The sequence below is a fragment of the Mesorhizobium sp. P160187 genome, from assembly GCF_057766425.1.
Genome location: NZ_JBYMDX010000002.1, coordinates 231,466 through 255,056 on the forward strand (window position 1 = coordinate 231,466; position 23,591 = coordinate 255,056).

At 58.8% G+C, this 23,591-nt stretch carries 22 protein-coding genes and 5 pseudogenes; 20 read left to right on the forward strand and 7 right to left on the reverse strand.

The genetic code is table 11. The features are described 5' to 3' along the window. Positions 1-60: 60 nt before the first annotated feature. Positions 61-717 (reverse strand): annotated as a pseudogene (locus AC3CCE_RS02385) (IS256 family transposase); the annotation flags it as partial. A 580-nt stretch (positions 718-1,297) separates the two neighbouring features. Here AC3CCE_RS02385 and AC3CCE_RS02390 point away from each other — a divergent pair. After that, on the forward strand, positions 1,298-2,077 hold the full coding sequence (locus AC3CCE_RS02390; RefSeq protein WP_352627358.1) for a class I SAM-dependent DNA methyltransferase: 780 nt from the start codon (positions 1,298-1,300) through the stop codon (positions 2,075-2,077). A 211-nt stretch (positions 2,078-2,288) separates the two neighbouring features. Continuing rightward, complete coding sequence (locus AC3CCE_RS02395; protein WP_352448021.1) at positions 2,289-2,828, forward strand: GreA/GreB family elongation factor; 540 nt, start codon at positions 2,289-2,291, stop codon at positions 2,826-2,828. 523 nt (positions 2,829-3,351) lie between these two features. On the opposite strand, the gene AC3CCE_RS02400 is transcribed toward AC3CCE_RS02395, so the two are convergent. Next, complete coding sequence (locus tag AC3CCE_RS02400; protein WP_352627356.1) at positions 3,352-4,206, reverse strand: LysR substrate-binding domain-containing protein; 855 nt, start codon at positions 4,204-4,206, stop codon at positions 3,352-3,354. A 696-nt stretch (positions 4,207-4,902) separates the two neighbouring features. Between AC3CCE_RS02400 and AC3CCE_RS02405 the strand changes: the two genes are divergently transcribed. From AC3CCE_RS02405 to AC3CCE_RS02430, 6 genes are all read left to right on the forward strand, one after another. Further along, the gene (locus tag AC3CCE_RS02405; protein WP_352448019.1) at positions 4,903-6,486 is read left to right on the forward strand and encodes an ABC transporter substrate-binding protein; all 1,584 of its coding nucleotides are present in this window, start codon (positions 4,903-4,905) and stop codon (positions 6,484-6,486) included. Positions 6,487-6,511: 25 nt separating this feature from the next. After that, positions 6,512-7,450 (forward strand): ABC transporter permease, encoded by a 939-nt coding sequence (locus tag AC3CCE_RS02410; protein ID WP_352448018.1) that lies wholly within the window; start codon positions 6,512-6,514, stop codon positions 7,448-7,450. A 1-nt stretch (position 7,451) separates the two neighbouring features. Next, complete coding sequence (locus AC3CCE_RS02415) at positions 7,452-8,345, forward strand: ABC transporter permease (RefSeq protein ID WP_352448017.1); 894 nt, start codon at positions 7,452-7,454, stop codon at positions 8,343-8,345. Continuing rightward, positions 8,342-9,361 carry an ABC transporter ATP-binding protein gene (locus tag AC3CCE_RS02420; RefSeq protein WP_352448016.1) on the forward strand — a complete coding sequence of 340 codons (1,020 nt, stop codon included), beginning with the start codon at positions 8,342-8,344 and terminating at the stop codon, positions 9,359-9,361. The genes AC3CCE_RS02415 and AC3CCE_RS02420 overlap by 4 nt, the downstream gene beginning before the upstream one ends. Continuing rightward, positions 9,358-10,506: an ABC transporter ATP-binding protein gene (locus AC3CCE_RS02425; protein WP_352448015.1), complete on the forward strand. Its 1,149-nt coding sequence runs from the start codon at positions 9,358-9,360 to the stop codon at positions 10,504-10,506. The genes AC3CCE_RS02420 and AC3CCE_RS02425 overlap by 4 nt, the downstream gene beginning before the upstream one ends. Positions 10,507-10,581: 75 nt before the next feature. Further along, the gene (locus AC3CCE_RS02430; protein WP_352448014.1) at positions 10,582-11,826 is read left to right on the forward strand and encodes a CapA family protein; all 1,245 of its coding nucleotides are present in this window, start codon (positions 10,582-10,584) and stop codon (positions 11,824-11,826) included. A 363-nt stretch (positions 11,827-12,189) separates the two neighbouring features. Here AC3CCE_RS02430 and AC3CCE_RS02435 read toward each other — a convergent pair. Both AC3CCE_RS02435 and AC3CCE_RS02440 read right to left on the reverse strand, forming a co-directional pair. Continuing rightward, positions 12,190-12,641 (reverse strand): annotated as a pseudogene (locus AC3CCE_RS02435) (transposase); the annotation flags it as partial. 98 nt (positions 12,642-12,739) lie between these two features. Continuing rightward, positions 12,740-13,935: pseudogene (locus AC3CCE_RS02440) on the reverse strand (IS256 family transposase). Positions 13,936-14,108: 173 nt separating this feature from the next. Here AC3CCE_RS02440 and AC3CCE_RS02445 point away from each other — a divergent pair. From AC3CCE_RS02445 to AC3CCE_RS02465, 5 genes are all read left to right on the forward strand, one after another. Next, complete coding sequence (locus AC3CCE_RS02445; RefSeq protein ID WP_352627468.1) at positions 14,109-14,360, forward strand: hypothetical protein; 252 nt, start codon at positions 14,109-14,111, stop codon at positions 14,358-14,360. 182 nt (positions 14,361-14,542) lie between these two features. After that, positions 14,543-14,746 carry a hypothetical protein gene (locus tag AC3CCE_RS02450; protein ID WP_352447919.1) on the forward strand — a complete coding sequence of 68 codons (204 nt, stop codon included), beginning with the start codon at positions 14,543-14,545 and terminating at the stop codon, positions 14,744-14,746. Positions 14,747-14,753: 7 nt separating this feature from the next. Then, positions 14,754-15,014, forward strand: coding sequence for a transposase (locus AC3CCE_RS02455; protein ID WP_352627466.1), 261 nt, complete (start codon positions 14,754-14,756; stop codon positions 15,012-15,014). A gap of 437 nt (positions 15,015-15,451) precedes the next feature. Beyond that, positions 15,452-16,483: a class I SAM-dependent methyltransferase gene (locus AC3CCE_RS02460; protein ID WP_352447917.1), complete on the forward strand. Its 1,032-nt coding sequence runs from the start codon at positions 15,452-15,454 to the stop codon at positions 16,481-16,483. A 398-nt stretch (positions 16,484-16,881) separates the two neighbouring features. Next, positions 16,882-18,270, forward strand: coding sequence for a hypothetical protein (locus AC3CCE_RS02465; protein WP_352447916.1), 1,389 nt, complete (start codon positions 16,882-16,884; stop codon positions 18,268-18,270). Positions 18,271-18,314: 44 nt separating this feature from the next. On the opposite strand, the pseudogene AC3CCE_RS02470 reads toward AC3CCE_RS02465, so the two are convergent. Then, a pseudogene (locus AC3CCE_RS02470) lies at positions 18,315-18,850 on the reverse strand (IS66 family transposase); the annotation flags it as partial. 160 nt (positions 18,851-19,010) lie between these two features. On the opposite strand from AC3CCE_RS02470, the gene AC3CCE_RS02475 reads away from it, so the two are divergent. The 7 genes from AC3CCE_RS02475 (at position 19,011) to AC3CCE_RS02505 (ending at position 22,936) form a co-directional block, all read left to right on the forward strand. Next, positions 19,011-19,160 (forward strand): hypothetical protein, encoded by a 150-nt coding sequence (locus AC3CCE_RS02475; protein ID WP_352447915.1) that lies wholly within the window; start codon positions 19,011-19,013, stop codon positions 19,158-19,160. 646 nt (positions 19,161-19,806) lie between these two features. Beyond that, a complete protein-coding gene (locus tag AC3CCE_RS02480) occupies positions 19,807-20,931 on the forward strand; it encodes a site-specific integrase (protein WP_352627463.1) in 1,125 nt (374 codons plus the stop codon). After that, positions 20,928-21,239, forward strand: coding sequence for a hypothetical protein (locus AC3CCE_RS02485; protein ID WP_352627461.1), 312 nt, complete (start codon positions 20,928-20,930; stop codon positions 21,237-21,239). The genes AC3CCE_RS02480 and AC3CCE_RS02485 overlap by 4 nt, the downstream gene beginning before the upstream one ends. Before the next feature lie 99 nt (positions 21,240-21,338). Beyond that, a complete protein-coding gene (locus AC3CCE_RS02490; protein WP_352447912.1) occupies positions 21,339-21,899 on the forward strand; it encodes a tyrosine-type recombinase/integrase in 561 nt (186 codons plus the stop codon). Further along, positions 21,896-22,399: a site-specific integrase gene (locus AC3CCE_RS02495; protein ID WP_488377082.1), complete on the forward strand. Its 504-nt coding sequence runs from the start codon at positions 21,896-21,898 to the stop codon at positions 22,397-22,399. The genes AC3CCE_RS02490 and AC3CCE_RS02495 overlap by 4 nt, the downstream gene beginning before the upstream one ends. Continuing rightward, positions 22,354-22,668: a tyrosine-type recombinase/integrase gene (locus tag AC3CCE_RS02500; RefSeq protein ID WP_488377093.1), complete on the forward strand. Its 315-nt coding sequence runs from the start codon at positions 22,354-22,356 to the stop codon at positions 22,666-22,668. The genes AC3CCE_RS02495 and AC3CCE_RS02500 overlap by 46 nt, the downstream gene beginning before the upstream one ends. Continuing rightward, complete coding sequence (locus tag AC3CCE_RS02505; RefSeq protein WP_352627064.1) at positions 22,625-22,936, forward strand: hypothetical protein; 312 nt, start codon at positions 22,625-22,627, stop codon at positions 22,934-22,936. The genes AC3CCE_RS02500 and AC3CCE_RS02505 overlap by 44 nt, the downstream gene beginning before the upstream one ends. Here AC3CCE_RS02505 and tnpB read toward each other — a convergent pair. Both tnpB and tnpA read right to left on the reverse strand, forming a co-directional pair. Continuing rightward, entirely contained in the window at positions 22,907-23,152 is a 246-nt protein-coding gene (gene tnpB, locus AC3CCE_RS02510) for an IS66 family insertion sequence element accessory protein TnpB (RefSeq protein ID WP_352447907.1), read from the reverse strand. The genes AC3CCE_RS02505 and tnpB overlap by 30 nt on opposite strands. Continuing rightward, positions 23,149-23,487, reverse strand: a pseudogene (gene tnpA, locus AC3CCE_RS02515) (IS66-like element accessory protein TnpA); the annotation flags it as partial. The pseudogene tnpA and the gene tnpB, both read right to left, overlap by 4 nt. Positions 23,488-23,591 lie beyond the last annotated feature (104 nt).

Below are 23,591 nucleotides of genomic sequence, written 5' to 3' on the forward strand. Positions count from 1 at the left end.
CTGTTCGGGCCGCACGCAAGGGACTGTCAGGAATTCCGTGTGCGGGTGGGCGGTTGAACATTATGCCGCCATGGCTTTGATGAAGCGCTCGCCGAAGATGACGGCAAACTGGGCCTTGGCCATGGACCACTCACGTGGCGGCATTTTCCACTCTTTTTCGGATCGGTTCAAGATCAGATAGAGCAGCTTGGTGGCGGCGTCGTCGCTTGGCAAGTGGCCCCTGGCCCTGACCGCTCGCCTGAGCTTCGAGTTCAGCGCCTCGATCGCGTTTGTGGTGTAGACGATCCGGCGGACTTCGTCAGGGAACGCAAAGAATGGGATGACCTCGCCCCAGGCGCGCCGCCAGCTCTGACCGATGGCGGGATAACGCTGGCCCCGGGGGCCGGCCTCGAACGTCGTCAGCGCCACTTCGGCGGCCTTGGCATCGACGGCGCGGTAGATGTCCTTAAGCGCTGTCGCCAGCCCTTTGCGGTCTTTCCAGGAGACGAAGTCCATGGAGTTGCGCAGCAGGTGGACGATGCAGGTCTGAACGATCGCCTCCGGGAACACGGCGGTGATCGCGTCGGGGAAGCCTTTCAGGCCATCGACGACGGCCAGCAGAATATCATCGACGCCGCGGTTCTTGAGTTCGTTCATCACACGCAGCCAGAACTTGGCGCCTTCATTCTGCTCGAGCCACAGGCCGAGTACCTCCTTGGCGCCATCGGCGCGGACGCCTGTTGATGGCTTTTCAAAAGCGCGTCTGTGGCGCGACGATCTGGATGAGAAGCCGCTCTCAACTTGATTGTCGCGCTGCAGCAACCAAGGGAACGCCGCACCTGCGCCAAATATGCAGAAGATCCCAATCTGGATTGTTGCCGCGCGCAGCCGTTCGCCGTGCTAGGTATAAATCTGCTGCCACCTCCATCGTGCCGATGAGCCACGACCGTTACCGTTAGCCCCACGAATCCCAATCGACATGACAATGTCGCGGTTCCGTCATCACCCATGGCCACCGTTCCTACCCAAGGATTGTCCCACGCATCGCAAACCTCTCCTAAGCCATGTCGCAAGACGTCTTTAACACGTGTCTTAGGCCATCACGACGATAGTCGGCAGGCGGCTACTTCGGTTGTGTCGGGACCTGACAAGACCTTGCAGTAGCGAACAGGCAGAATCGGGTACGCAAAGCCACTTTATTGAATCAGAACCACATTCCGCGTTGGCACAGATGTTGCGCTTCGAATCGTGACGTTCACTCGGACGAGTAACGTATGGAACAAGAGAAGAACTCACGAACCCCAGACAGGAGCCCCAAATGACTGACGACTTCATCTACGGCGAGGATTGGGCTTCCATGTATGAAAAATTTACCGTCATGCGAGGTAAGAGTGATGAGGTCGACGAGACCGTCGCCTTTCTTGAACGATTTTCCACCGGAGGCAGTGCTCTTGAACTTGGCGTTGGCGACGGACGCGTCGCGGTGCCGTTGAGCGAGCGCAGCATCAGGGTCGAAGGTATCGACAATTCGGACAGCATGCTGAAACTTCTCGCCAAGCGCACCGATCTGATCAAGTTTTGGAAGGCGGACATTGCTAATTTCAGGTCGGAGCAACGCTACAGCCTCGTGTATTGCGTTTGGAACACGTTCACGCTGGTCGTCACGCGCGAAGCGCAAATAGCTTGCCTCCGATCTGCCGTGGCGACGTTAGACGATGGAGGGATTCTGGTGATAGATGTGGGCGTGCCACCCTTGGATGGTCTCGTCAGCGGCCAGAAAACTAGTACTCTGCTCGTGGATCATGAGAATACGGTCATCAATGCGGCCGTCCACGATCCACTAACTCAGACCTTCGTTTCAACCCTCCTCTGGTTTTCTGCTACATCGGTCAGACGTTTACCGCATCGCGTTCGTTACGTTTATCATCAGGAACTTGATACCATGGCCGAATGCGTAGGGCTGGAGCTTGCTGAGCGTTGGGGGGATTGGGCGGGAGGTGCGTTCACCCAAGGGTCCAGACGTCACATCTCAGTTTACCGCCGAGTCGGGGGCAATTCACGGGCTGGATCGACCGGGATGGGCGCGAACGTCGCCTGACGGTCGAGACGTCGAAGGCTCGCTTGCGTCCGCGTCTCGGCTGACCGAACTGGGCCTAGCGTCATGATGATCATGCGCCAGGCCTGTCGCCTCTCGCTTTTCGGAGGAGGCCTCATCGCAGGTTCGTGGCCCCTGTGCCGCGCAGTTGCGGCCAGGGGTTTCTCAAGACTCGTTCGAAGAACAGCTCCTCCCGGAACGATGGAGAACTGTGATGTCCGAAGAAACCTGCATTCTGACGACCAAGGATTTGACAATCCTCGAAATCATGCTCAAGCGCTGCCTGGGCATTGACGAGCGGTTGGCTCCCCTGCTGCGGAGAAAGATCAGTTCCGCGCAGGTCGTGTTTCTTGAGGACGTTCCGGAAAACGTCGCAACGCTAAGCAGCCGCGTCACTTTCAGCGTTGACGGGCGAGATTCAGACACCCGGATCATCTCGCATGACCGGATGACCTCGCCGATCGGTATGTTCCTCCCGATTACCTCTCCGCGAGGCTTGGCACTTCTGGGGCTCGCCGAAGGCCAGGAGGTCCGATTGCCTAACCATGACGGCGTAGAGGAGCGGATCGTGCTTGAGAATGTGCACTACCAGCCCGAAGCAGCGAAGCGCGCGAAAGAAGCAGCAACCAACCTGGCTGCCACCGGACGGGACAGGCCATTTCTGCGCCTGGTGACCGGAAGGGCGCTTCGCAAGCCGGAGCCGCTGGTGGTTCCACCGGACGGGGTGGATGATCCCGGCCCCTCGGCCGCCTGAGCTTAGTCAGCCAACCCGGCACGAGGCGGAGGAGGTATGTTCCTGACTTTCCCGGGCTCGTGTACAGGGGAGTGTCGGTCGTCGCGGCGAATTCCACCAGCGCGGTCCGGTCTTCCGCGGCGAACTCGCGGCGATCGACCAAAGCAGGCTGCTGTCGCTCGGTTCGTGCATGAGTGCCGAGGTCACGGTGGTCTCCAGCCGCACCATGACCCGCACGGCCGCACCACCGCGCCAACTTTCCAGCCTAGCTTGCCGCTCGCTCGACAGCCTCCTTGGTCGGCGGCCTGGAATGGCGCGATAATGCCGCGCAGCCAAGAAGCGCGTCCGCAAGATCCAGTTCACGTGTGGTCGACCCAATCGTGTCCATCTTTACAGTGGAGGCTTACCCACTTCAGCGCAAGCCATTGTACACGCTGCAAAATGCGCTCGCTTATGGACGGAAACTAACTAGCTGTTCAGAGCACGCATGCTGCCGCTCGACTAATCTCACCACCACACAACACACAAAGTGAATAAGAATCCTTTATTGCTGCAATTCGTTGACTATCCAGTCCATAATTCGCTTTGCATCAGGTGAGGGCTCCACCGCTTTATGCATGACAGCATAAAAGCTCATGCCTGTCCGCCATTTCATATCAGATGCTTCGACTAGCAAACGCTGTTTGACGGCGTGCTCAACGATATGCCTCCACCCGAGAGCCACGCCCTGGCCGCCGATCGCTGCTTGCACTACAAGGCTATATTCGTTGAGCCGCAACCCCTCGCCATGATCCGTATAGGCTACGTGGAAGTGGTTGAACCAGTCCTGCCATGTGGGGCGCGGTCGATGAGGTTCCTCTAGGTGGATGAGCGTGCGTTCCGATCGTTCTTCGAGCCAGCCAGGGTGTTGGTTGAGATAAGCCGGACTGCAAACAGCTACGATGACCTCCTCCGTTGCCCTTACGGCCCGGTAGTCGGACCAATCCCCGTTGCCTCGCCTGATGCCTACGAGCGTTGGGTCTCGTCCGATCTCCACGTCGCGATCCGACGTGAGAAGCCGGATGTCGATCTGCGGGTATTGAGATCGGATCGCAGGGATTCGCGGGATCATCCAGTGGCTCGCAAAAGCCGTGGATGAATCGACTGTGACACGGTCGGACGCCGTGAGACGCAGCGTGTCCGCTGATCGTGCAATCTGCTGAAGTGCGCTAGCCACGTCTGCATGGAACTGTCGGCCACTCTCCGTGAGTTCCACCAGTCTATGCCAGCGGTGAAAAAGCGCTGTGCCTAGATCGCTCTCCAAGAGCTTTACGCTGTAGCTGATAGCGGCCTGCGTGAGGCCAAGCTCTTCCGCTGCCTCCGTGAAGCTTCCCAACCTTGCCGCTGCTTCGAACGACAAGAGAGCGTTTGGGTTTGGAAGGCGGCGACGAAGATTTCGCATAAGTCACACTTGTACAGCTATCAGGTTTTTTGTGGTTTACCGCTGACTTTGACGCCTCTATTAGTGTCTGCAGTTGAAGATCAGGCAGCGCGTCATGTCAAGGCAGCTTATGTCAAGAGTTCGACCAAGGACGGATCGGGGGGGATGCCGCCGAGGCGGTAGGGCACGCGGAGAGGCCCTCGCGGGCCGACAAGTATCGCCAAGCATGTCTACTGACCGACGCCACGGGAGGAACCGCAACGGCCGCGTCTTAAGGCGAGCAGCTTCAGCCACTGCCTCTATCAGATAGTATTTCCAAACACTTTCGTCGCATTAATGGCCTTAGCTGTCTTTGCAATGGTCTAAAATACTTATCGTTGTTGACGCTGTCTTTTGCCATTAGAATCACTTATGGATCTTCAATCATGTTTATAGAGTTTTGCGTCGTTATTTTCTTGACATCTTGCGCAGATCGAGAACTGTGTTGCGACAATCATTAACGTCGAGCGACAGCAGTGGACTTCGGTAAAGTACAACCGACAGGGCGGATCAGCGATCCGCCCTGTCGGCCTGCCGAAATATGAGGCTTGCGATCATCGTAAATCGTGTCGGATCAGCCAACATCAAAGCAGGACGGTTTCGAGCAGGAAAAGTCATAAAAAGGGGGGATTGATCATGAACAACTTCGTAACTGGTGTGAGCCGTCGGAGCTTTCTCAAAATCGGCGCCGCGCTCGGAGGGGGTATCGTTGCCGCCGGCATGCCCTTGTCGCAAGCAATTTGGGCAGCCGAAGGTAAGGTGCTAAAGGCGCGCGGCGCGCGTGACATAGCCAAGCTGGATCCGGGCTTCTACCAGGGTGGCCCCGATGTCGATGTGATGAATTGCATCTATTCGAAGCTCACGCACTACAAGCCCGGCTCAGAATGGGGCTGGGAGCTCGAGGCGGCAGAAAAAGTCGAGCAGGTCGATCCAACGCATATCCGCTTCCGCCTGAAGAAAGGCATCAAGTTCACAGGCGGTCACGGCGAGCTGACCGCCAGGGACGTCAAGTTCTCGTTCGAGCGCGTGATCAAGCATAATTCGGCGGACAAAGGTGATTGGGGCCCGCTCGATCATGTCGAATTGGAAGATGACTATACTGGTGTGATCGTGCTCAAGACACCGTTCGTGCCGCTCTGGAACATCGCGCTCCCTTATGGGGCTGGCCACATCGTTTCCGAGGATGCGGTGATGAAGGCAACCAAGGACGGCGGTGATTTCGGCATGAAGCCGCCCGCCTTCTCCGGTCCCTACGTGCTCGCCGACTGGAAGGCGAACCAGTATCTGCTCTTGACGCGCAATCCGGACTGGTCAGGCCCGAAGCCCGGCTTTGACGAAATCCGCATTCTGCCGATCGCCGATCTCAAGACGGCGGAACGCGCCTATCAGGCGGGCGACATTGATTTCACCAGCATCAGTCTGGATTCGCTCGCGACGTTCAAGAGCAATTCGCTCGCCGACACCAAGGTTAAGGAACATCCGTCGCTCCGTTTCGCTTGGATCGGCATGAATATGGATCACCCCAAGCTGAAGGACATCAATGTCCGCAAGGCGATCCAATGGGCGATCAATGTGCCGCAGATCCTGGAGGCTGCCTATTCGGGCCAGGCCGATGTCGCGACGGGCATCATTGCTCCGGGAGTTGTCGGGCACCGCGATAAGGCGCTCGTTCCACCGGAAGGCGATCTCGCAAAGGCCAAGGACTTCTTGGAAAAGGCCGGTGTTAGCGATCTGACCTTGACCATCGATTGCACGAATGTGAGCACTTTTTCGACAATAGCCGTGATCGTGCAGGCGCAATTGTCGCAGATCGGCATCAAAGTCGAGATCAATGCTCAGGATCGCGGCTCGTTCTCTACAGTTGGCAAGGAGTCTGAGGGCGAACGCTGGAAGGATCTGCAACTCATCATAAATGATTATTCCAGCTTGCCTGACCCCTCTTATGCAACTTCTTCGTTCGTCCAAGACCAGGTTGGCGTGTGGAACTGGGAGCGCTTCCGCAGCCAGCGTTTCGATGAGCTCTACGCCAAGGGGCTCACGACCGAGGACCAGGAGGCGCGCGCGAAGCTCTACTACGAGATGCAGGATCTCATGGAGGATTCCGGTGCCTACCGTTTCCTGACCCATGGGGGTAATCCAGTCATGTACCGCACCTCGCAAACGCAGGCTGCAACCCGCCCGGATGGAATCCCGTTGTATCTCGAGTTTTCGCCGGCTTAATTTAGCAGCGCGGCGGAGTAACAACATGTGGTTCTATTTTCTCAAACGGATCGCGCTCGCGGTCGCAATCATTGTGATCGCGGTGACGCTTCTGTTCCTGATGATCCATGCCGTGCCGGGCGATCCTGCCGCGATTCTGCTCGGCCCGCGCGCGACGCCCGAGATGAAAGCGCAGCTCCATCACCAGATGGGGCTCGACAAGCCGCTTGTCGTGCAGATTGCCATCTTCTTCGGCGGGCTGCTCCACGGCAATCTCGGTTACGACGTGTTCAGCCAGAGAGCTGTTGCCGATATCGTCTTCGAGCAAGCGCCCTATACGATCGAACTGATCCTAGTCTCAATCTCATGGGCGGTCGCGGTCGCAGTGCCGCTCGGCTGTTACTCGGCCGTGCGGAGAAGCTCCGTGATCGATCAGGTAGCTGGCGTCCTGACGATCGCAACGATCGCAATTCCTTCCTTTGTTATGGCCGTCTACGCCCTGTTGATTTTTGCCGTGACTCTGCGTTGGTTACCGGCGATCGGAGCCGGCAATGGTTTCTGGGAAGGGCTTATCCATCTCATCCTGCCAGCCTTTGCCATAGGAAGTGGCTGGGTCGGCTACATTTCCCGATTGGTGCGTGCATCTATGCTAGAGATTCTGGGGGAAAACCACATACGCATGGCCCGCTCCTTCGGGATCTCGGAATGGCGCATCGTTGCACGCTACGCGCTGCCGCTCGCGATCCTGCCGACCGTGACAATACTCGGCGTCGGAATAGCGTCGCTACTTTCGTCCGCTGTCTTTACCGAGGTGGTCTTCGCGAGACCTGGTATCGGCGCGCTAATTGTGGAGGCGGTCAATACGCGCAACTATCCGATAGTGATGGGCACCGTGCTCATCACTAGTTTCCTTGTCGTCGTCGCTACGACGCTCTCCGACCTGGTCGCTGCAGCGCTCGATCCTCGAACCCGCGAGAACCTCTAGCATGACGAGCATTGAAGTTATCCATCCTGAAGCCAATGGGGGAGAGGGCCTCGGCGCCTTTCGTAGCTTCCTACGGCGATTGCGCAACAACCGTCTGGGCGTGCTCGGAGCAGCGCTCGTCGTGCTTGTGGTGGCAAGTGCGCTATTTGCACCGCTCATCATCACGCAGGACCCGATCCGGATCATGGTCGGGCCGCGCCTAGCGGGCCCTTCGCTGGAATTTCTTCTGGGCACGGACCATCTCGGTCGCGACACGTTTTCGCGCGTCATGATGGGCGGCCGGATCCCGCTCCTTGTCGCTTTCGCCTCTCTTGGCAGTTCGCTGGCGGTCGGTCTTTTGCTTGGCCTGATCGCAGGCATAGGGCCGCGCTGGCTCGACAATTTGCTCCTGCTTGTCTTCGATACGAAGCGCTCCATTCCAAGCATCATTTTCGCGCTGGCAATGATCGCGCTTCTCGGACCCAGTCTGGCCACTCTCATTTTCGTCATCGCAATAGGGTCGGTGCCGATCTACGGACGTGTAGTCCGCACCCAGACACGGGCCCTGCGCAGCAGTGAGTACATTGAAGCGGAGCGCAGCATGGGCGCGAGTACGACGCGTATCCTCGCCGTGCACGTACTGCCTAACGTCATCGGCCCGCTTCTGATCCTGGTGAGCATGGACGTGCCGACCGTCATTGCCGTAGAGGCAGGTCTCAGTTTTCTCGGCTTAGGCGTTCGCCCGCCGACTCCTGATTGGGGAGTGATACTCAGCGATGGCTATAGCTCCATCAATCAGTCGCCGTGGCCGGTCATAGCCGGCGGCATCCCAATCGTTCTCGCAACGCTCGGCTTCACATTCCTGGGTGAGGCGTTGCGCGACATATTCGATCCTAAGCTGCGGAAAGACCTATGAGACACGACGACCCGAGACCGCCGCTCTCATCCAATCGGCCGCTTCTTGAGATTCGTGACCTAAATCTCGATTTCGGTACGCCTTGTGGGCGCGTCCACGCCCTACGCAATGTGTCGTTCGATGTCCCGGCCGCACAGGTGGTTGGCATCGTCGGCGAAAGCGGATCTGGAAAATCGACGCTCGCCTATACGGTGATGGGCCTGCTTCCCGAAAATGCACATGTGACAACAGGCAGCATCCTGTTTGAAGGTAAAGACCTGCTCAAAATGCCTGCGCAGGCGCGTCGTAGCCTGCTCGGCGATCGTCTTTCGATGATTTTCCAGGACCCGATGACCGCACTTAATCCGGTGCGGACTATCGAGAGCCAGATGATCGATATCCAGCACCACGACCAAGGAACCCGCAGCGAAAAGCGCGCTCGCGCCCTCGAGATGCTTCACCGGGTCGGAATTCCCGATCCCCACAGCCGGATCAGCGCCTATCCTCATCACTTCTCTGGCGGCATGCGTCAGCGCGTTTGCATCGCCATGGCGCTTATTGTGAAACCGGCGCTCCTGGTCGCCGACGAGCCAACCACCGCGCTTGATGCAACACTGGAAGTGCAGATCATCCATCTTCTCAAGGAACTGCAGAAGGAGATCGGTTGCTCTGTGCTGTTCGTTTCCCATCATCTGGGCGCGGTGGCTGAGTTGTGCGACAGGGTCGCCGTGATGTATGCGGGCGAAGTAGTGGAGGAGGGGGCGGTACGGGACATCTTCCACAATCCTGCTCACCCCTACACGCGCGCGCTGCTTGATTGCGATCCCGGGCGTATCAAAAAAAGCACACGCACTTTGCCAACCATACCCGGTGAGGTGCCCAGTCTTCTCGGCAGCAAGAAAGGATGTATCTTCCGCACCCGGTGTCCCCAGGCATTCAATCGCTGTGTGCAAGAGAACCCTGTCGAGTACCGCAGCGGGCTGGACCACGTTGCCCGATGCCATCTCGTCGACAAAGAGCGGTTGGTTTCGGCATGAGCGCGCTGCTTCGGGTTGAGGACCTGCGGGTCCGCTTCCGCACTATGGGTCCGCTGAAGGCGCTCGCATCCGGGACGAAAGCACCTTTCATCGACGCGGTATGCGGTGTCTCGTTTGAAATCCGCAAGGGCGAGACTCTGGCCCTTGTCGGTGAAAGCGGCTCAGGCAAATCCACCATCGCGCGCACGATTATCGGCTTGCAGCGGGCTGTGAGCGGCAGCATCCGCTTCGACGGACACGAAATTGAGGAACTCACCGGGGTCGAACGCAAGCCCTATTTGCGGCGCATGGCGATGATGTTCCAGGATCCCGTCGGATCACTGTCGCCGAGGCTGACGGTGCGATCGCTCCTGACAGAGCCGTTTCTGATCCATGGACTAAGGGAGCGCGATGCCGGAGGCGAAGCCGAGCGCCTGCTTCGGATGGTCGGCTTGCCGGCGGATTTTGCTCGCCGCTATCCCCATCAGCTTTCCGGAGGTCAGGCCAGGCGCGTTGGTATTGCGCGTGCTCTTGCGCTGAAGCCGGACTTGATTATTGCCGACGAGCCGACCGCAGGCCTCGACGTCTCAGTCCAGGGCGAGGTGCTCAATCTGCTCGCGCAGCTTCAGGAAGAACTCGGCATGGCGATCCTCATCATAACGCACAATCTTAACGTTGTGCGCCACATGACCGATCGCATGGCGATCATGTATCTTGGCCGCTTTATTGAGGTCGGGTCGACCGAGCGCATCTTTGACCACCCGCGTCATCCCTACACGGAGGCGCTGCTTGCGGCCAATCCGGAGCCCGACCCTGACGCGGTGCTGAACCGGATAGAGCTCAAGGGTGAGGTGCCGAGCCTATTGCGGCGGCCATCCGGCTGCGAGTTCCACACCCGTTGTCGTTACGTGCAGGATATCTGCAGCCGCGTCTTCCCCGAACCTTCAACAAACCCGGATGACGTGCAGCACAGCTTCAGATGCCATTTCCCGTTGAAGAGCGAAGCCGCGCTGCCGTTGCAGGAGCGACCGGTGTCTGTTGCCCCAAAGCTGACGGGAGCGATTCAAGATCGCGCCTACGCTCAGGTAACGGCTGTCGCTCGCAAAGCGCCGTCAGGCACTACGGGCGGCTCTCTTCGCAAAATCTCTGCCCAGACCAAGAAATGATCATCAGTTCGACCGTGGTCTCTGGGTGGCCTTAAGGCGGTCAACGTCAACTTCGCTACTGGAGGAGCTCTTATCATGTCTTCGTCGTTCACCCTCACCATGACCGGGCAGTCTCTCATTCGGCACGACATTCGGCACGTATCGGATGAGGGCTTGGCCGCAATCAAAAAATTGATTCAGCAAGCCGATGTTTCGTTCACAAACTTGGAGACGACTATTCTTGGCCGGCACGGAGGTGGGCCACTGAAAGGCTCGCACTTTCTTTGCGCACCGGCTGTCGTGCTGGATTCATTAAAGGATATAGGCTTCAATGCACTGGCGCTTTCCAACAACCATTCATTCGATCTCGGCCCTTCAGGAGTCTTGTCCACGCTTGAGGAAGTAGAGGGGCGCGGGTTTCTTCATGCGGGTATCGGTGCCGATGCCACGGCCGCACACCAGGCAGGGATCAAGGAATTCGGCGCAAGAAAAGTTGCCCTCGTTGCGATGGATGCCGGTCCCGGACCGGCCATAATGTACGCTGAAAATGCGACAGAGACCCGTCCCGCTCGACCGGGAGTAAACAAGCTCGACGTCTCGCGGGTTTTTGAGGTAGACGACAAAACCTTCGTAAGCTTGGGCGCCATTCAGGAAACCTTTCAGAGCAACCCTTGGGAGCTCGGCAGCTATGCTCAGCCGAACGACCCGCCCAAACTCGCATCATCCGACGAGATCGACTTTTACGGGACCGTTTTTCGTAGAGCGACGGGAAACTGCCGCAGGATCGTTATCGACGGGGCCAGCCTGCAAGCTCAGTTCACCACGATCCGTAATGCCGCATCAGGCGGTGCGTTTGTCCTCGTCTATCTTCATCACCACCATGGGGAAACGAGTTGGCGCGAGGTTCCCGGATGGGTCCAGTCTTTTGCGCGATCCTGCGTCGAGGCGGGTGCAAACGCGTTCGTCAGTCACGGCGAACCGGCGCTGCAGCCGATCGAAATTTATCGTGGAGCACCGATTTTTTTCGGGCTGGGGAATTTCCTGTTTCATGCGAGGAAAGTTATGACCGATTGGATTACACCTGATGTCTGGAAAAGCGTCGTCGCGACGTGCAGGTTCGATGGCAAGAACCAGTTGCAGTCGATCGATCTCGTTCCAATCGTAATCGGCGGAGAACAGCGGCTTGCCAGCAGCAACGACTATCACGAGCGCCTTGTACCCGTGCTCGCTTCAAAGGGACTGGCTCACTCTATGCTCGAAGACCTAGCTCAACGTTCGGAAAAGTATGGAACCAGAATTCTATTGCCGGAAGGCCGCGTAAATAGCCCGACGACAAATTGAAGCCATCGGTCGGACTTTGGAATCTGGAGGGTTATGTGAGGTCGCATCGGTCGTCGTGGTGAGCTCGAGCGACCTCACATAAGCCGGATTGAAGTAAGGCGCGGGTTGTTAGCCGCTGTTATGGAGATAGTAGGCACGCTGTTTGACAGCGATAGCGAATTCGTCGCGTGCGGGGGCGGCTCGACCGAATTTTGGCTTGATCTGGCGACCTTCGCGAGCAGCTTGCCGGACGATCGGCGGCGATTTTTGCGCTCTCAATGCACACTGTCGGTCTTTCGGTGTGGCCAGGGCCAAGCGGTGCCCCGCGCCCGGCGCGGCGCTTGGTTTTGCGAGCATATCGGAGGGGGTGCGGATTGTCAGAGTTCATGAAGTATCGCACCTGAAAGATGATGGCCGGGGCGGCGAAACAGGCGCAACGGTGATTCAGTCCTGCGCATGGGCCGCCGGCAGTCCGGGCATTCGTGGGATTGCCCGCGCTGGATTTGCCAGGCTCGGGTTTCTCGCCTGCTGGTGATGGTTGGTCGAGAATCTGCCTGCAGAGACCGATCCGATCCCGTCGGTGGCTATTGGCGAGAAAGCCGAAGTGGCACATGCGGTGGAAGCCGTCAGGGAGCACGTGCATAAGAAAAACGCCGGATGAACTCGTGCGGGTCAAGCCGCATGATCTTCTCGCGGTCGCGACCATTGCCACGGTAATCCTTCCATCGGAAAGCAACATGGCCGTCATCAACCTCGACGATGCGGCTGTTGGCGATGGCAACACGATGGGTATAGCGGCCGAGATAGGCGAGCGCCTGATCCGGGCCGCCGTGCGGCGCGGCAATGAACGTGAGAGCGCGTCTCTCCCAGATTGATGAGGTGGAACGGGGTTGTGTGCGTCAAGTTCTGCAAAATGGGGCGGCCATGATGCTGGTCATGCGGCTTGGCGCAGAGCGAGCTTCTTGTGCTCGCCCAGGTCGTCCATATTGATGTATCGGTTGGCCTCCATCCAGTTTTCATTGGTCTCGACGGCCAACGCCCTGACCAGGCGCAGGCAGCTTTCGGTGTTGGGGAAGATGCGCACGACATAGGTGCGCCGGCGGATTTCCTCGTTGAGCCGCTCCAGCATGTTGGTGGATTTGAGATGCTTGTGGTGCTGTCTCGGCAGCCTGAAGAAGGTCAGGGTTTGTTCGATGGCATCCTCGGCCCAGCCTGTCAGGCGCGGATAGCGTGCCGACCATTTGGCAAGCCATGCGGCAAGATCAGCCCTGGCCTCTGCGAGATCGCGCCGGTTCGTAGAGCCAGCGCAATTCCTGCAGGCAGTCGTCGCCGTGCTTCCTCGGCAGATGATCGAGCGCGTTCCTGAGGAAGTGCACGTAGCAGCGTTGCCAGGCGGCTTCGGGGATCACCTCGCCGATCGCTGCCACCAGGCCGGCGTGATCGTCGGACAACCAACTCGACGCCCTTGAGGCCGCGCGCCTTGAGGCTGACGAGGAAGTCCCTCCAGGCCGAGCGGCTCTCGCGATTGGCCATCTCCACGGCCAGGATCTGGCGCCTTCCGTCCCAGTCGATACCGACCGCGATCAGCACCGCCTGGCTCATGACAACACCGGCTTCACGCACCTTCTCGTAGCGCGCCTCGAGGATGAGGTAAGGAAACGGCTCTTGAAGGGGGCGCCTGGCAAAGGCAGCGAGGCTCTCGTCCAGCCGCTTGTTGATGGCCGAGATCGACGAGGCCGAGAAGGCATGGCCGCACAGTTCTTCCGTGATCGCCTTCACCTTGCGGGTCGACACGCCCTGGATATACATCTCGGCCAGTGTCGCCACCAAGGCCCGCTCGGAACGCTGGTAGCGCTCGAACAGCTCGGTGGAGAAGCGCCCGGCCCGGTCCTGCGGAACCCGCAGCTCGAGCTTGCCGACCCGCGTCACAAGGGTACGGCCGTAATAGCCCGAGCGATAGCCAAGCCGTTCGGGCGTGCGCTCGCTCTTCGAGGCACCCAGCGCCTCGTCCATCTCGGCCTCAAGCACCTCCTGCATCACCGCACGGAGCACTTCGTGCAATCCATCCGGGTTCGAAAGCAAAATGTCTTTGACGGCAGCGCTGGCGGTCTTAACTTCAGTCTTGGTCATGGTGGCGTTCCTTCGCGGGAATCAGGTGACGTGAACAATCACCAGCCTGCCATGACCGCCCCCTCTCAGCGAATTTGCAGAACTCTCAGTACACTACCTGGAACGGCCCGCTCCGACAGCATCAAAGTGCTAACGTGGTCGTTGTTTCAACGCCACCAAGGAGGGACCTTTGCGTGACCCAGATTAACACCATCGGGCTAGATTTCGCCAAGCAGGTTTTTCGAGTTCACGGCGCAGACGCCGAAGGCGCGCCGCTGTTCACCAGGCGGTTGCGCCGGGCCGAAGTGCTGCCCTTCGTCGAGAAGCGGCCAACCTGTCTCGTCGGTCTCGAGGCCTGCGGCGGGGCACATTACTGGGCGCGTGAGATCGCAGCCCTTGGTCACGAAGTGCGGTTGATTCCGCCGGCCTATGTAAGCCCTTTGTAAAGCGCGGCAAATCCGATGCGGCCGACGCCGAGGCGATCAGCGAGGCGGTAACCCGCAAGACCATACGCTTTGTGCCGATCAAGTCGGCTGAGCAACAGGCGGCGGCGATGGTGCTGAGGACGCCGCGCAGCTTCTGCGCCAAAGAACACAAGTGATTAGTGATTAACGCCTTGCGCGCTCATATGTCCGAATTGGGCATCATCGCGGCTGCCGGCCCGGCGAAGGTGGCGGCATTAGCCGCGATCGTGCGTGACCCGATGGATGCTCGCCTGCCTGCGGCGGGGGCGGTTCGCCCTGACGGCCCTGTCGACCAGTTAGACACTCTGAGCGAACAGGTCGAACGACTTGAGCGCGAGATCGTCACCGAGCACCGAGGCAAAGCATGACGAAGACATGCGCCCACTGACCACGATCCCAGGCGTCGACGCGATCACAGCGGCGACCGTCCAGGCGCTGGTTCCCGATCCGGACGGGTTCAGGTCAGGTCGTCACCTTGCCGCTTGGCTTGGGCTGACGCCGAGGTCGCATTCGAGCGGCGGCAAAAAAGCTGTTGGGCGGCATCTCGAAGATGGGCAACAACACGGGCGCCATAACGGAGCGACGGAGCATACGGCGCTTCACTCGTTGTCGGATCTTCGACGATGTTGGATATGAGACATGGCGATAACTGGGGTTATCGCATTGTTCTGAACGATTTTTCATTTGGCACGACACATGCATCGCCATCCACAAATTCGGTGCAGCGCGGATGCGGCAGTTTTCAAGTAACCGGTGTTCTCCAACCACGGCCCTTGATTTGTCGTTCCGGCACACTGAGCGGCAATTAGAGATACAGCCGCACCGTGCTCTCGGCGGGAAGCGGTCACGACCATAGAGCCTGTAACGGGCAGTCATCGGTCTTGGTGGCCGGTTCGTCGTATCGGGTGAGAGTTGGTTGTAGCACCAGCATTGGCGGAATTGTTGTGATGGATAGTAGCATAGAACGCTGACCTGAACCCCAACGCAGCAATAGTAGCGATTCTTCTAGAACAACAGTGTCATGCACGCACTGCCGAAGGTTGTAAGTCGAGCAATTTCCCGGAGCAAGTGAAATGGAACAGCAGATGCGAGACTTTTTCATGGAGTGCGATAAGGCACCGCGTTTGAACGAAATGGCCGAATTTTTTTCGGCAACTGCTGCTGGGCGATCAGGAGTCCCGACCAAAATGCCGCGCATTGATCCTCGCCTTTTCCACGGGGATGTGGCGCTGGCACGTTTCAACAATGTGCATCGCCAAATCTGGGGCCGTTTCGGCCCTCATTATTATAGCAGTATTCCTTATCGTCTTGAAGAGGACATTCGCCTTGGCGATGCATTTTTACGATATGGATGCATAACGGGGAGCGATGACAAGCCGGCTCGATTCTATATACTGGGCTTGGCCGAAGGCATACTCGCTCGATCTGTAGCCAAGCTAGGCAACGGCAAGATTCAGACCCTATCGTGTAGTCCGACTAGGGAAAACGAGGAGAGCTTCTTTCTTCACGGACGACCCGCGCACGCGACGTTCTTCCTCGGCCCATTCCATCATTTGACACGGAGCCGAATGGCGGCGACGCCGGGGCTTGGGCATTTTTTGGGCGGATTCGACATCATCATGGAGGATACTACCTTTCAAATGTATTCGCCCAACCGAACGGCGCAGATTGGCTTTGTGAAACGCCATTTGAAAGACGATGGAGTATTTCTCTTCTTAGAAAAATTCAAGCAAGCGGATACCCAGGAATACCTTCGTCGCGAGCTGCAGAAAGATCACGGATATAAAGCGCGTTTCTTCAATCCAGATGATATCAAAAGGAAAAATGAGGTCATACTCAAACAGATGAACCTAAACGAGACGACGCTTGATAATATGTCAGCAGCATTGGCTGCCTATTTCAAATATGGCTGCGTGACATGGAACTCCGGCAATTTTTACACGCTTGCTGCCAGCAACAGCGCGGACAATCTGCGGTGCCTAATTTCGGCGATGGCCCCGCCCTGCATTCCAAATGAATATGTCTACATAGAAGCTCCCGCGCCTCTGACGGGATTGGCGTTTGATCTATCACCATTCCGAAGCTTGGGACCATCCACTATATGAGTGAAGCCGTTCAAGGGGCGACGCTTCCTGCCGTGGATCGTTTACGCTGGGCGCCTTCTTGCCAGGTACCCTCGCGTCAGCATCGGTTGCTCTGGCGCAGTCAGCCGACGATTGGCTATAGCGTATGATACCAGCGGATGTCGGTGCTCGCCGACCGGAATCTGCATTGATGCCAATCTCCAGCGCATAATGCCGTTATTCTTCATTGGGCGGATGAAGGGCAGTTCGAACCCTGACAATGGGATCGGATTTGTTGTGTATGGACCAATCGCATTGGCCCATGTTGAAACTGGTGTCTGTGGCCCCGGTGCTTTGGCGTCATCATGGTCGGAGGCATGGGCAGCCGATAATCATTCGTTGACCACGTAAACCTGATTCAAGAACCACGGGACGATGCAATGAAATCGTTGACTCCAAACTCCGTAGCCGAAGCGTTGGTGTGGCTTATGCCGTACATTTCACAGTACGCGACACTCCCAATGCGTGCGTATGCGCATGCCGTTTATGACGCAAAACCAGCCGCTGCCGATCCTGTCCGAATGCATGCTCTGAAGCAGATGGAAATGCTACTTGCAGATCGCGCCTCACGTGTCGGCTATGATCATAAACAGATCGAAAAACTCGGTAAACAGCTTCGCAGTCGGCCGGTCATTCAGACCGGCCCACATTGTCATCTGATTATTCAACCCGATGCGTTCTACACGCATATCTTTAGTGCCATGGGGCTGCGCTCTCATGAAGATAACTGGTATGTGTCCTATTCGGCCTCGACCGTAAAATTCACCGAAAGCGCCAAGAAAGGTCCTGGTTGGCTACGGGTGGGTGACCAAACCCTTAATGTGTTCGGATTATCACGCAGCAAAATGGATCCATTCAGTATTTGCGGACATCATGCGCCACAGCGCTTTGCTCTGACGAGTCCCGAAAAGACGACCGCCGCGAACCAATTGATTGAGCAATTGCAGCGGGCCTTGCCGGATGGCGAGTTTTGTTCGGCCGCCGATGCTATCAAGGCAGCCAATCAGAGCCTCTGGCACCGCTTCTTTGCATCGAACCTACAGTTGCTGCAAATCGACGATCTGGACATGGCGGACCTTGTTGCCCAGCATCTTCGAGATCCGTCCTCGTGGCTTTCGTCGACGCTGTTTGGGCGAGGCTCTTTTGCGAAAAGCCTGCTTACTCATTTGAGGTCGTTTGGTTGCGGCCAATGGGCCGGCTGGGCGAAGATGACAACCGACTTTTTTTGGCATTTTTCAGGGGGGCGCATCTATCCATTGCGATTGCACGATGGCCTGTATTTGAACGCTGGCAGGACCTTCTCGCTACGATGCGCACCAGACGCACTTCTCCAATCTTTGAATGAGCGTGAGATCATACCCAGTCTGTTCCTGTCATTCTTGGTGATGTCCATACTTCCTGGACTGCGGGCGCTCGGCGGCAGTCGCCAGATCGTCTATTATCCAATTATGCGCCATGCCTTCTTGTCTACCCTCTCCGACTTTCCGTCACCTGCAAATCGAAGCTTAGCCGCCTCGTTGGGGTCCGACGAAGAGGCAGGTATGTGGGGGCATCGTACGATCTCGCCTGGGCCTATCGATCCGTTCAGTCTGATTGCGAAATCGGATGGGAGCTGTCTTGAGCAGTTGATCGACTGCTATAGGGAAAAGCCTTTGAGCGAGGCATGGGGCAGTCTACCCGCATTCATCGGCGATCCCCTGTGGCAAACGCTGTGCGAGCGGCTTGCTCTGGCAAGAGATCGTCCCATTTGGCTCCCTAGTGATCGGTAGTCAGATCGCCGAGTAACTTCCTGTTTCCCTTTTACAGTAAGCGGTCAGCCGATAACGTCAGGCCTAAAGTTCCAAGGCATGAGCATTTCGATTTCGGATGCCGGCCAGCCTTGAGCGATGCGGGTCAAGGTCTGCGAGAGCCAGTCGCGGATCGACGCTGTTCATTTTGCAGGTTTGCAGCAAGGTGGCTACCGTCGCCCAGGTTCGTCCACCGCCTTGGCTGCCGGCGAATAGACTATTCTTTCGCGTGATCGTCTGGGGCCTGATTGCACGCTCGACGATATTGGAGTCGATCTCGATGCGACCGTCCATCAGAAAGCGTTCCAGCGCCTCCCGCCGAGTGAGCGCGTAGCGGATCGCCTCAGCGGTCTTGGATTTTCCGGAGACCTTGCCCAGTTCCGCTTCCCATAGATCGAAGAGGCTCGCGACAATGGCCACGGACTTTTCCTGACGGAGCGCGGCGCGGCTTCCGGCATCCTTGCCGCGAACCTCGTCCTCGACCTTCCACAATTCGGTCAATGGCGATGATCGTTACCGTCGCGGCCTGTGAGACCCCGCTGATGTGCAGGTCGTAGAATTGCGCCGCAGGTGAGCCTTATCTTGTGCAACAGATAAGGCGCATTATCCACGGCGAAGTTTTATCTGGAGTCTTTGGCGGCGCATGCTGCATTGGGGAGAGGTTCAGGGGTGGCAGTATCCGGATAAAAGCTGCGGCAAGATCGTAGGGGCTGGCGAGCGAGGTGACGGGTTTGCAGATACCGCTGCGTACATCGTCGACGATGGAGGATTATGTCACCGCCCAGGAGTGGCGCCGTGCGTGTCTGCGTGCTGCCCGCTTCACCCGCACGGCGGCTGTTCGCTTCGACGCCACGGCAGCTATACGCGGCTGACCAGCTCCGGCGTGCGCGTCGCTCGCTGGTATTGCCCGCAAGGGCGGATGACGTTCAGCCTATTGCCGGATTTCCTCGCTGCCCGCCTCCCTGGGCTGCTTGCAACGATCGAGCGCGCGGTCGCGGTGACGGCATCGACAAGAAGCATGGAAGTAGCCGCGGATGTGCTCCGCGGACCGGAGGTCGACCTGCCTGGAGCGATGCGCTGGCTTCGGCGGCGAGTCATAGCGGTGCGCCGGTCGATGACGGCCGTCAAGTGGGTGACACCATTGTTAGCGCCGGACGGTACTGGAGCGCGCTGCGATCGGAGATGACACACCGATCATGCCCAAGCTGCGCCGCGCCCTGCCATTATCGGCGCTGAACTGTATTCCCGCTCCCCTGGGTTTCGCTCGGGTACCGCTCGGTGACGCCTGGTCCATGCGTTGGGTGCCCGGAGTGATGCGGGACGCGGATTCTCGGGCGGCATCACGAGGTAGCTGTCGCCAACACGAAGTGGGGCCTGACCGCATTATCGTGGCCAGCTACGCTGGTTCGGCCAAGGTGATAGGATCCCCATGCAGACCGACCCACGCCCACCACCGAGGATATCTACCGCGTCTGGCGCGCCGACCGCCGCCTGAGCCCTGGCGCTGCGCTGGTCTACATGCGCAGGATCAGGTCGTTTCGCTCCTATTGCGCCGAACACGGGCTGATCGAGCGCGAAGAGCTCACCCTCGAACGCGCAAATCGCTTCATAGGCTGGTATGCGCGGCGGCAGAATCTCGATCCGCAGTCGCTGGGCCTTTTCCGGAGTGCTCTGCAGTCGCTCAACCGAGTCTATCATGGCATGGGGTTGGCGCCTCCCGATTGGCGGTCGCCGCGGCCAGCAAAGCCGCCGGCAACGCCTTTGCTTGCCGAGTACGCCGACTACCTGCTCCGGCATCGGGGCAACCCGCAGGTGACCGTGCACAAGAAGTTGCAGCACATCGGCAAATTTCAGGGTCACCTGATACAAGCCGGTGAAGGCTGGCTGTCGATAGGCTTGACTGATGTCGACGCTTTTCTTGTCTCTTACGCTCAACGATATTCCGGGTCGCACGTCAGCGATGTTGCGTGCAGTATTCGCTGTTTCCTGCGTTTTTTTCTGCATTGGAGCGGGCGCATTCCCGTCGATCTCAGCGAAGCCGTGATCGCGCCGGTGCAGCCGCGCCTTGAGCGACCGCGGCGGGCGCTCGCCTGGGAGAATGTGCAGCGGCTGCTGAAGGCGGTGGATCGGTCGACACCAATGGGTCTGCGCGATTACGCGCTCCTGTTGATGATGAGCACTCACGGCCTTGGAGCGGGTGAGGCTATCCGCTTGCGGTTCGACGACATCGATTGGGAAGCCGGCACACTATCGGTCGTCCGGCCAAAGACGGGGACAGCCTTCACCCTGCCACTCCTGCCGGCCGTGGCCAAGGCGGTGGCGCATTATCTGCGCGATGGACGGCCCAGCGGCACGCCGACCCGTCATCTGTTCGTGCAGATGAAGGTACCGTTCGGCCCCTTCGCCGCTTCAAGCGCGATACGCCACATCATCGCAAAGCATGCCAGGGCCGCCGGGATTTCGGGCACGTTCCTCGGCAGCCACGTTCTGCGCCATTCCCACGCGGCACGCCAGATCGATCTCGGCACGCTGCCGCGTGTGGTATCCGAGCTTCTCGGGCATCGCGATCCAGAGTCGCTCTCTGCCTATGTGCGGATCGCAACGGAGACGTTGCGTGATGTCGCATTGCCGGTGCCGGCATGACCACCATCGTCACCCTTTCCGAGCTGGAGCGCGACGCGGAGAGCTTTCTGCGGTTCAAACGCGCCATGGGCCATCCGTATAAGCGTGGCGCCTTCGAGATCGACCGTTTCCTCCGCTTTGTCCGGCAGCATTGGGGCGAAGAAGACCCCATCCCTCTGGCGGAGGCTCTCCAGCGCTGGTGTGGGCGGCACCCCGGCCGCAAGGCCGTCACGCTTGCCAACGAGTTCGGCGTCATTCGGCAGCTCTGCCTTTTCCGTCGGCGACGCGATCCTACCAGCTATGTGCCCGAGCATAGCTGGGCGCTGTGAAGGAGTCGACCTTCTTTCCCTATATTTTCAGCCAGGACGAGATCCTCCGAATCCTTGCCGTCGCCTCGGCGCATCAGGGGGCACTTCATATGGGCCTCAATGCTGCGCAGGCTTATTCTTGTGCTTTATTGCACCGGCCTGCGGCTCGGAGAAGCCGCGCGCCTCAAGATGACCGATGTCGATCTCGAACGCGGCACTTTGACGATCCACGACAGCAAGCGGCGCACGCGCATCGTGCCCATGCAGGATGACCTTGTCGGAGAGTTGCGGTGCTACATCGACGATCGGCGTCAGATACTCATCGACCGGCACTGCGCGAATCCGGAAGCCCTGTTCGTTCGCGGCAACGGCTCGCCTCTTACGACCCCTTCCGCATCCGATGCTATCCGCCGGATTCTTCGTCGCCTAGGTATCAAATCCGCACAAGGACGGGTTGGCGCCCGACCCTACGAGTTCCGTCATGCCTTCGCGGTCCACCGCCTCACGATGTGGGCACAGGAAGGCGTCGATATACACGCCAAGTTGCCCTTGCTGTCAGCCTATCTCGGCCATCAGAACCTCTTTGGCACTGAGGTCTACCTGAAGGCGACACCACAACTGCTGGAGTTGGCCAGTACCCGGTTCGAACAGCATCTGCGATGCGCCCGCCAACCCCAATGAGCCAGGCCGCGTCACAGGCGCTCTTCGCCCTCGTCGAATCCTTCTTCACCACCTATCTGCCCCGTCAGCGCGGCGCGAGCCCGCACACGATCCGCGCCTATCGCGATACGCTCAAGCTGCTGCTGTTGTTTGCGGCCCAGCGTCAGAACCGCGAGGTCGCCGCGCTCAGGCTGAACGATCTCGACGCCAATATGATCGCTGCGTTTTTGGATCATCTCGAGACCACAAGGTCCAATTCCGCCGCCACACGCAACTGCCGCCGTGCCGCGCTGCGCAGCTTCTTCAAGCACCTTCTGCGCAACGACCTTGACCATGCGGTCCGTTACACACAGGTGCTGGCGCTGCCATCGAAGCGGGCGCGACTTCGACCTGGCCACTACCTTGAAGCTCCCGATATTCGGCCATCATCGAGGCCCCCGATCGACGGACCCGCCAAGGCTGGCGCGACTATACGCTGCTGCTTTTTCTCTACAATTGCGGCGCACGGGTCAGCGAGGTGACCGGCCTGCTATGGAGTGATCTGCAACTGATGCCACCACGGCAGGTTCGTCTACGGGGCAAGGGTCGCAAGGAACGGCTCGTGCCGATATGGTCACAAACGGCCGATGCACTGCGCCGCCTGCACGGCACTATTCCGAGATCGCCGGACTCCTCAACCAACAAGGATATCGCCCGGGCGAGGCCGCGCGCCGCGGTCGCCACGACGCCCGTTCACGGCCTTGCGGGTGGCCTATCTCGTTCACCAGTACAAGCTGCGCTCACGCCATGACCGCCTGCGGGAACGTGGAATGCTGACAAATCAGGAAGCGGCCGCGCGTCTCAATATCCACGAGCACACCGTCACCAGATGGGCCAAACACCGCCTCATCACCAGCCATGCCTACAACGGGCACTATTTCCTGTACGAAATCCCAGATTCAGATCTGCCGCAAAAGCAATGCAGCCGATGGAACCGTCTCGTTGATCGGGCAGCCGCACGCGTGCAAAATGCCGGCCAGGCAAAACTATCAGCTGAAGATGAAAGGGGTGTAGTATGAACGCAGATCGTTCGTGAACAGGCAAGCACCTTGGCCGTCGTGCCAGATCACCTTGATCAAGCCACCCTGCCGCCCGCGGAAACAGAACAGATGACCGCTGTGCGGATCGTGCTTCAAGGTCTCCTGCACCATCAGCGAAAGACCCGGAAAACCTTTCCGCATATCCGTATAGCCAGTGGCGAGCCACACCTTCACACCGCTCGGGACCGGGATCATCGCCGCTCCAGAACATCGAGGATCCGGCCGAGCGCCTCGCTGTCGATATCACTCTCGACCCGCAGGCGGCGGCCGCCGCCAAGCTCGATCGTCACCATGCTGCTCTTCTTGCGCGACCGGGAGATCGGCGATGGCGTCGCCGGCGGTTGCGGCGCTGGCAGCGCCTCGACGACTTCCACGGGAACGAGCTGCGGCACGGACGGCGCGGAGATCTGGCAGAGTTCCTTGCGCCACCGGAAAAGCTGGCTCACATGGATGCCAGCCGACCGTGCAATCTCCGAAACACTGGCTCCAGGCTCAAACGTCGCCGCGACCAACCGCTCCTTCTCCTCGCGAGACCATCGCCGACCGCCCGACCGATGTGATCACCTCGATCTGATGCTTCGTCATAGGGCTACTCCTAGTGCTTGCACTAGGACTTGCAGCCTTCAGCCTACCT

Bases quoted from the DNA above. Each gene is read 5' to 3' on its own strand.
- AC3CCE_RS02495 (WP_488377082.1), top strand. From the start codon at position 21,896: ATGAGCCAGGCCGCGTCACAGGCGCTCTTCGCCCTCGTCGAATCCTTC.
- AC3CCE_RS02430 (WP_352448014.1), top strand. From the start codon at position 10,582: ATGTCTTCGTCGTTCACCCTCACCATGACCGGGCAGTCTCTCATTCGG.
- AC3CCE_RS02490 (WP_352447912.1), top strand. From the start codon at position 21,339: ATGCTGCGCAGGCTTATTCTTGTGCTTTATTGCACCGGCCTGCGGCTC.
- AC3CCE_RS02390 (WP_352627358.1), top strand. From the start codon at position 1,298: ATGACTGACGACTTCATCTACGGCGAGGATTGGGCTTCCATGTATGAA.
- AC3CCE_RS02395 (WP_352448021.1), top strand. From the start codon at position 2,289: ATGTCCGAAGAAACCTGCATTCTGACGACCAAGGATTTGACAATCCTC.
- AC3CCE_RS02450 (WP_352447919.1), top strand. From the start codon at position 14,543: ATGTCCGAATTGGGCATCATCGCGGCTGCCGGCCCGGCGAAGGTGGCG.
- AC3CCE_RS02460 (WP_352447917.1), top strand. From the start codon at position 15,452: ATGGAACAGCAGATGCGAGACTTTTTCATGGAGTGCGATAAGGCACCG.
- AC3CCE_RS02425 (WP_352448015.1), top strand. From the start codon at position 9,358: ATGAGCGCGCTGCTTCGGGTTGAGGACCTGCGGGTCCGCTTCCGCACT.
- AC3CCE_RS02455 (WP_352627466.1), top strand. From the start codon at position 14,754: ATGCGCCCACTGACCACGATCCCAGGCGTCGACGCGATCACAGCGGCG.
- AC3CCE_RS02420 (WP_352448016.1), top strand. From the start codon at position 8,342: ATGAGACACGACGACCCGAGACCGCCGCTCTCATCCAATCGGCCGCTT.
- AC3CCE_RS02405 (WP_352448019.1), top strand. From the start codon at position 4,903: ATGAACAACTTCGTAACTGGTGTGAGCCGTCGGAGCTTTCTCAAAATC.
- AC3CCE_RS02465 (WP_352447916.1), top strand. From the start codon at position 16,882: ATGAAATCGTTGACTCCAAACTCCGTAGCCGAAGCGTTGGTGTGGCTT.
- AC3CCE_RS02415 (WP_352448017.1), top strand. From the start codon at position 7,452: ATGACGAGCATTGAAGTTATCCATCCTGAAGCCAATGGGGGAGAGGGC.
- tnpB (WP_352447907.1), bottom strand. From the start codon at position 23,152: ATGATCCCGGTCCCGAGCGGTGTGAAGGTGTGGCTCGCCACTGGCTAT.
- AC3CCE_RS02480 (WP_352627463.1), top strand. From the start codon at position 19,807: ATGCGCAGGATCAGGTCGTTTCGCTCCTATTGCGCCGAACACGGGCTG.
- AC3CCE_RS02485 (WP_352627461.1), top strand. From the start codon at position 20,928: ATGACCACCATCGTCACCCTTTCCGAGCTGGAGCGCGACGCGGAGAGC.
- AC3CCE_RS02410 (WP_352448018.1), top strand. From the start codon at position 6,512: ATGTGGTTCTATTTTCTCAAACGGATCGCGCTCGCGGTCGCAATCATT.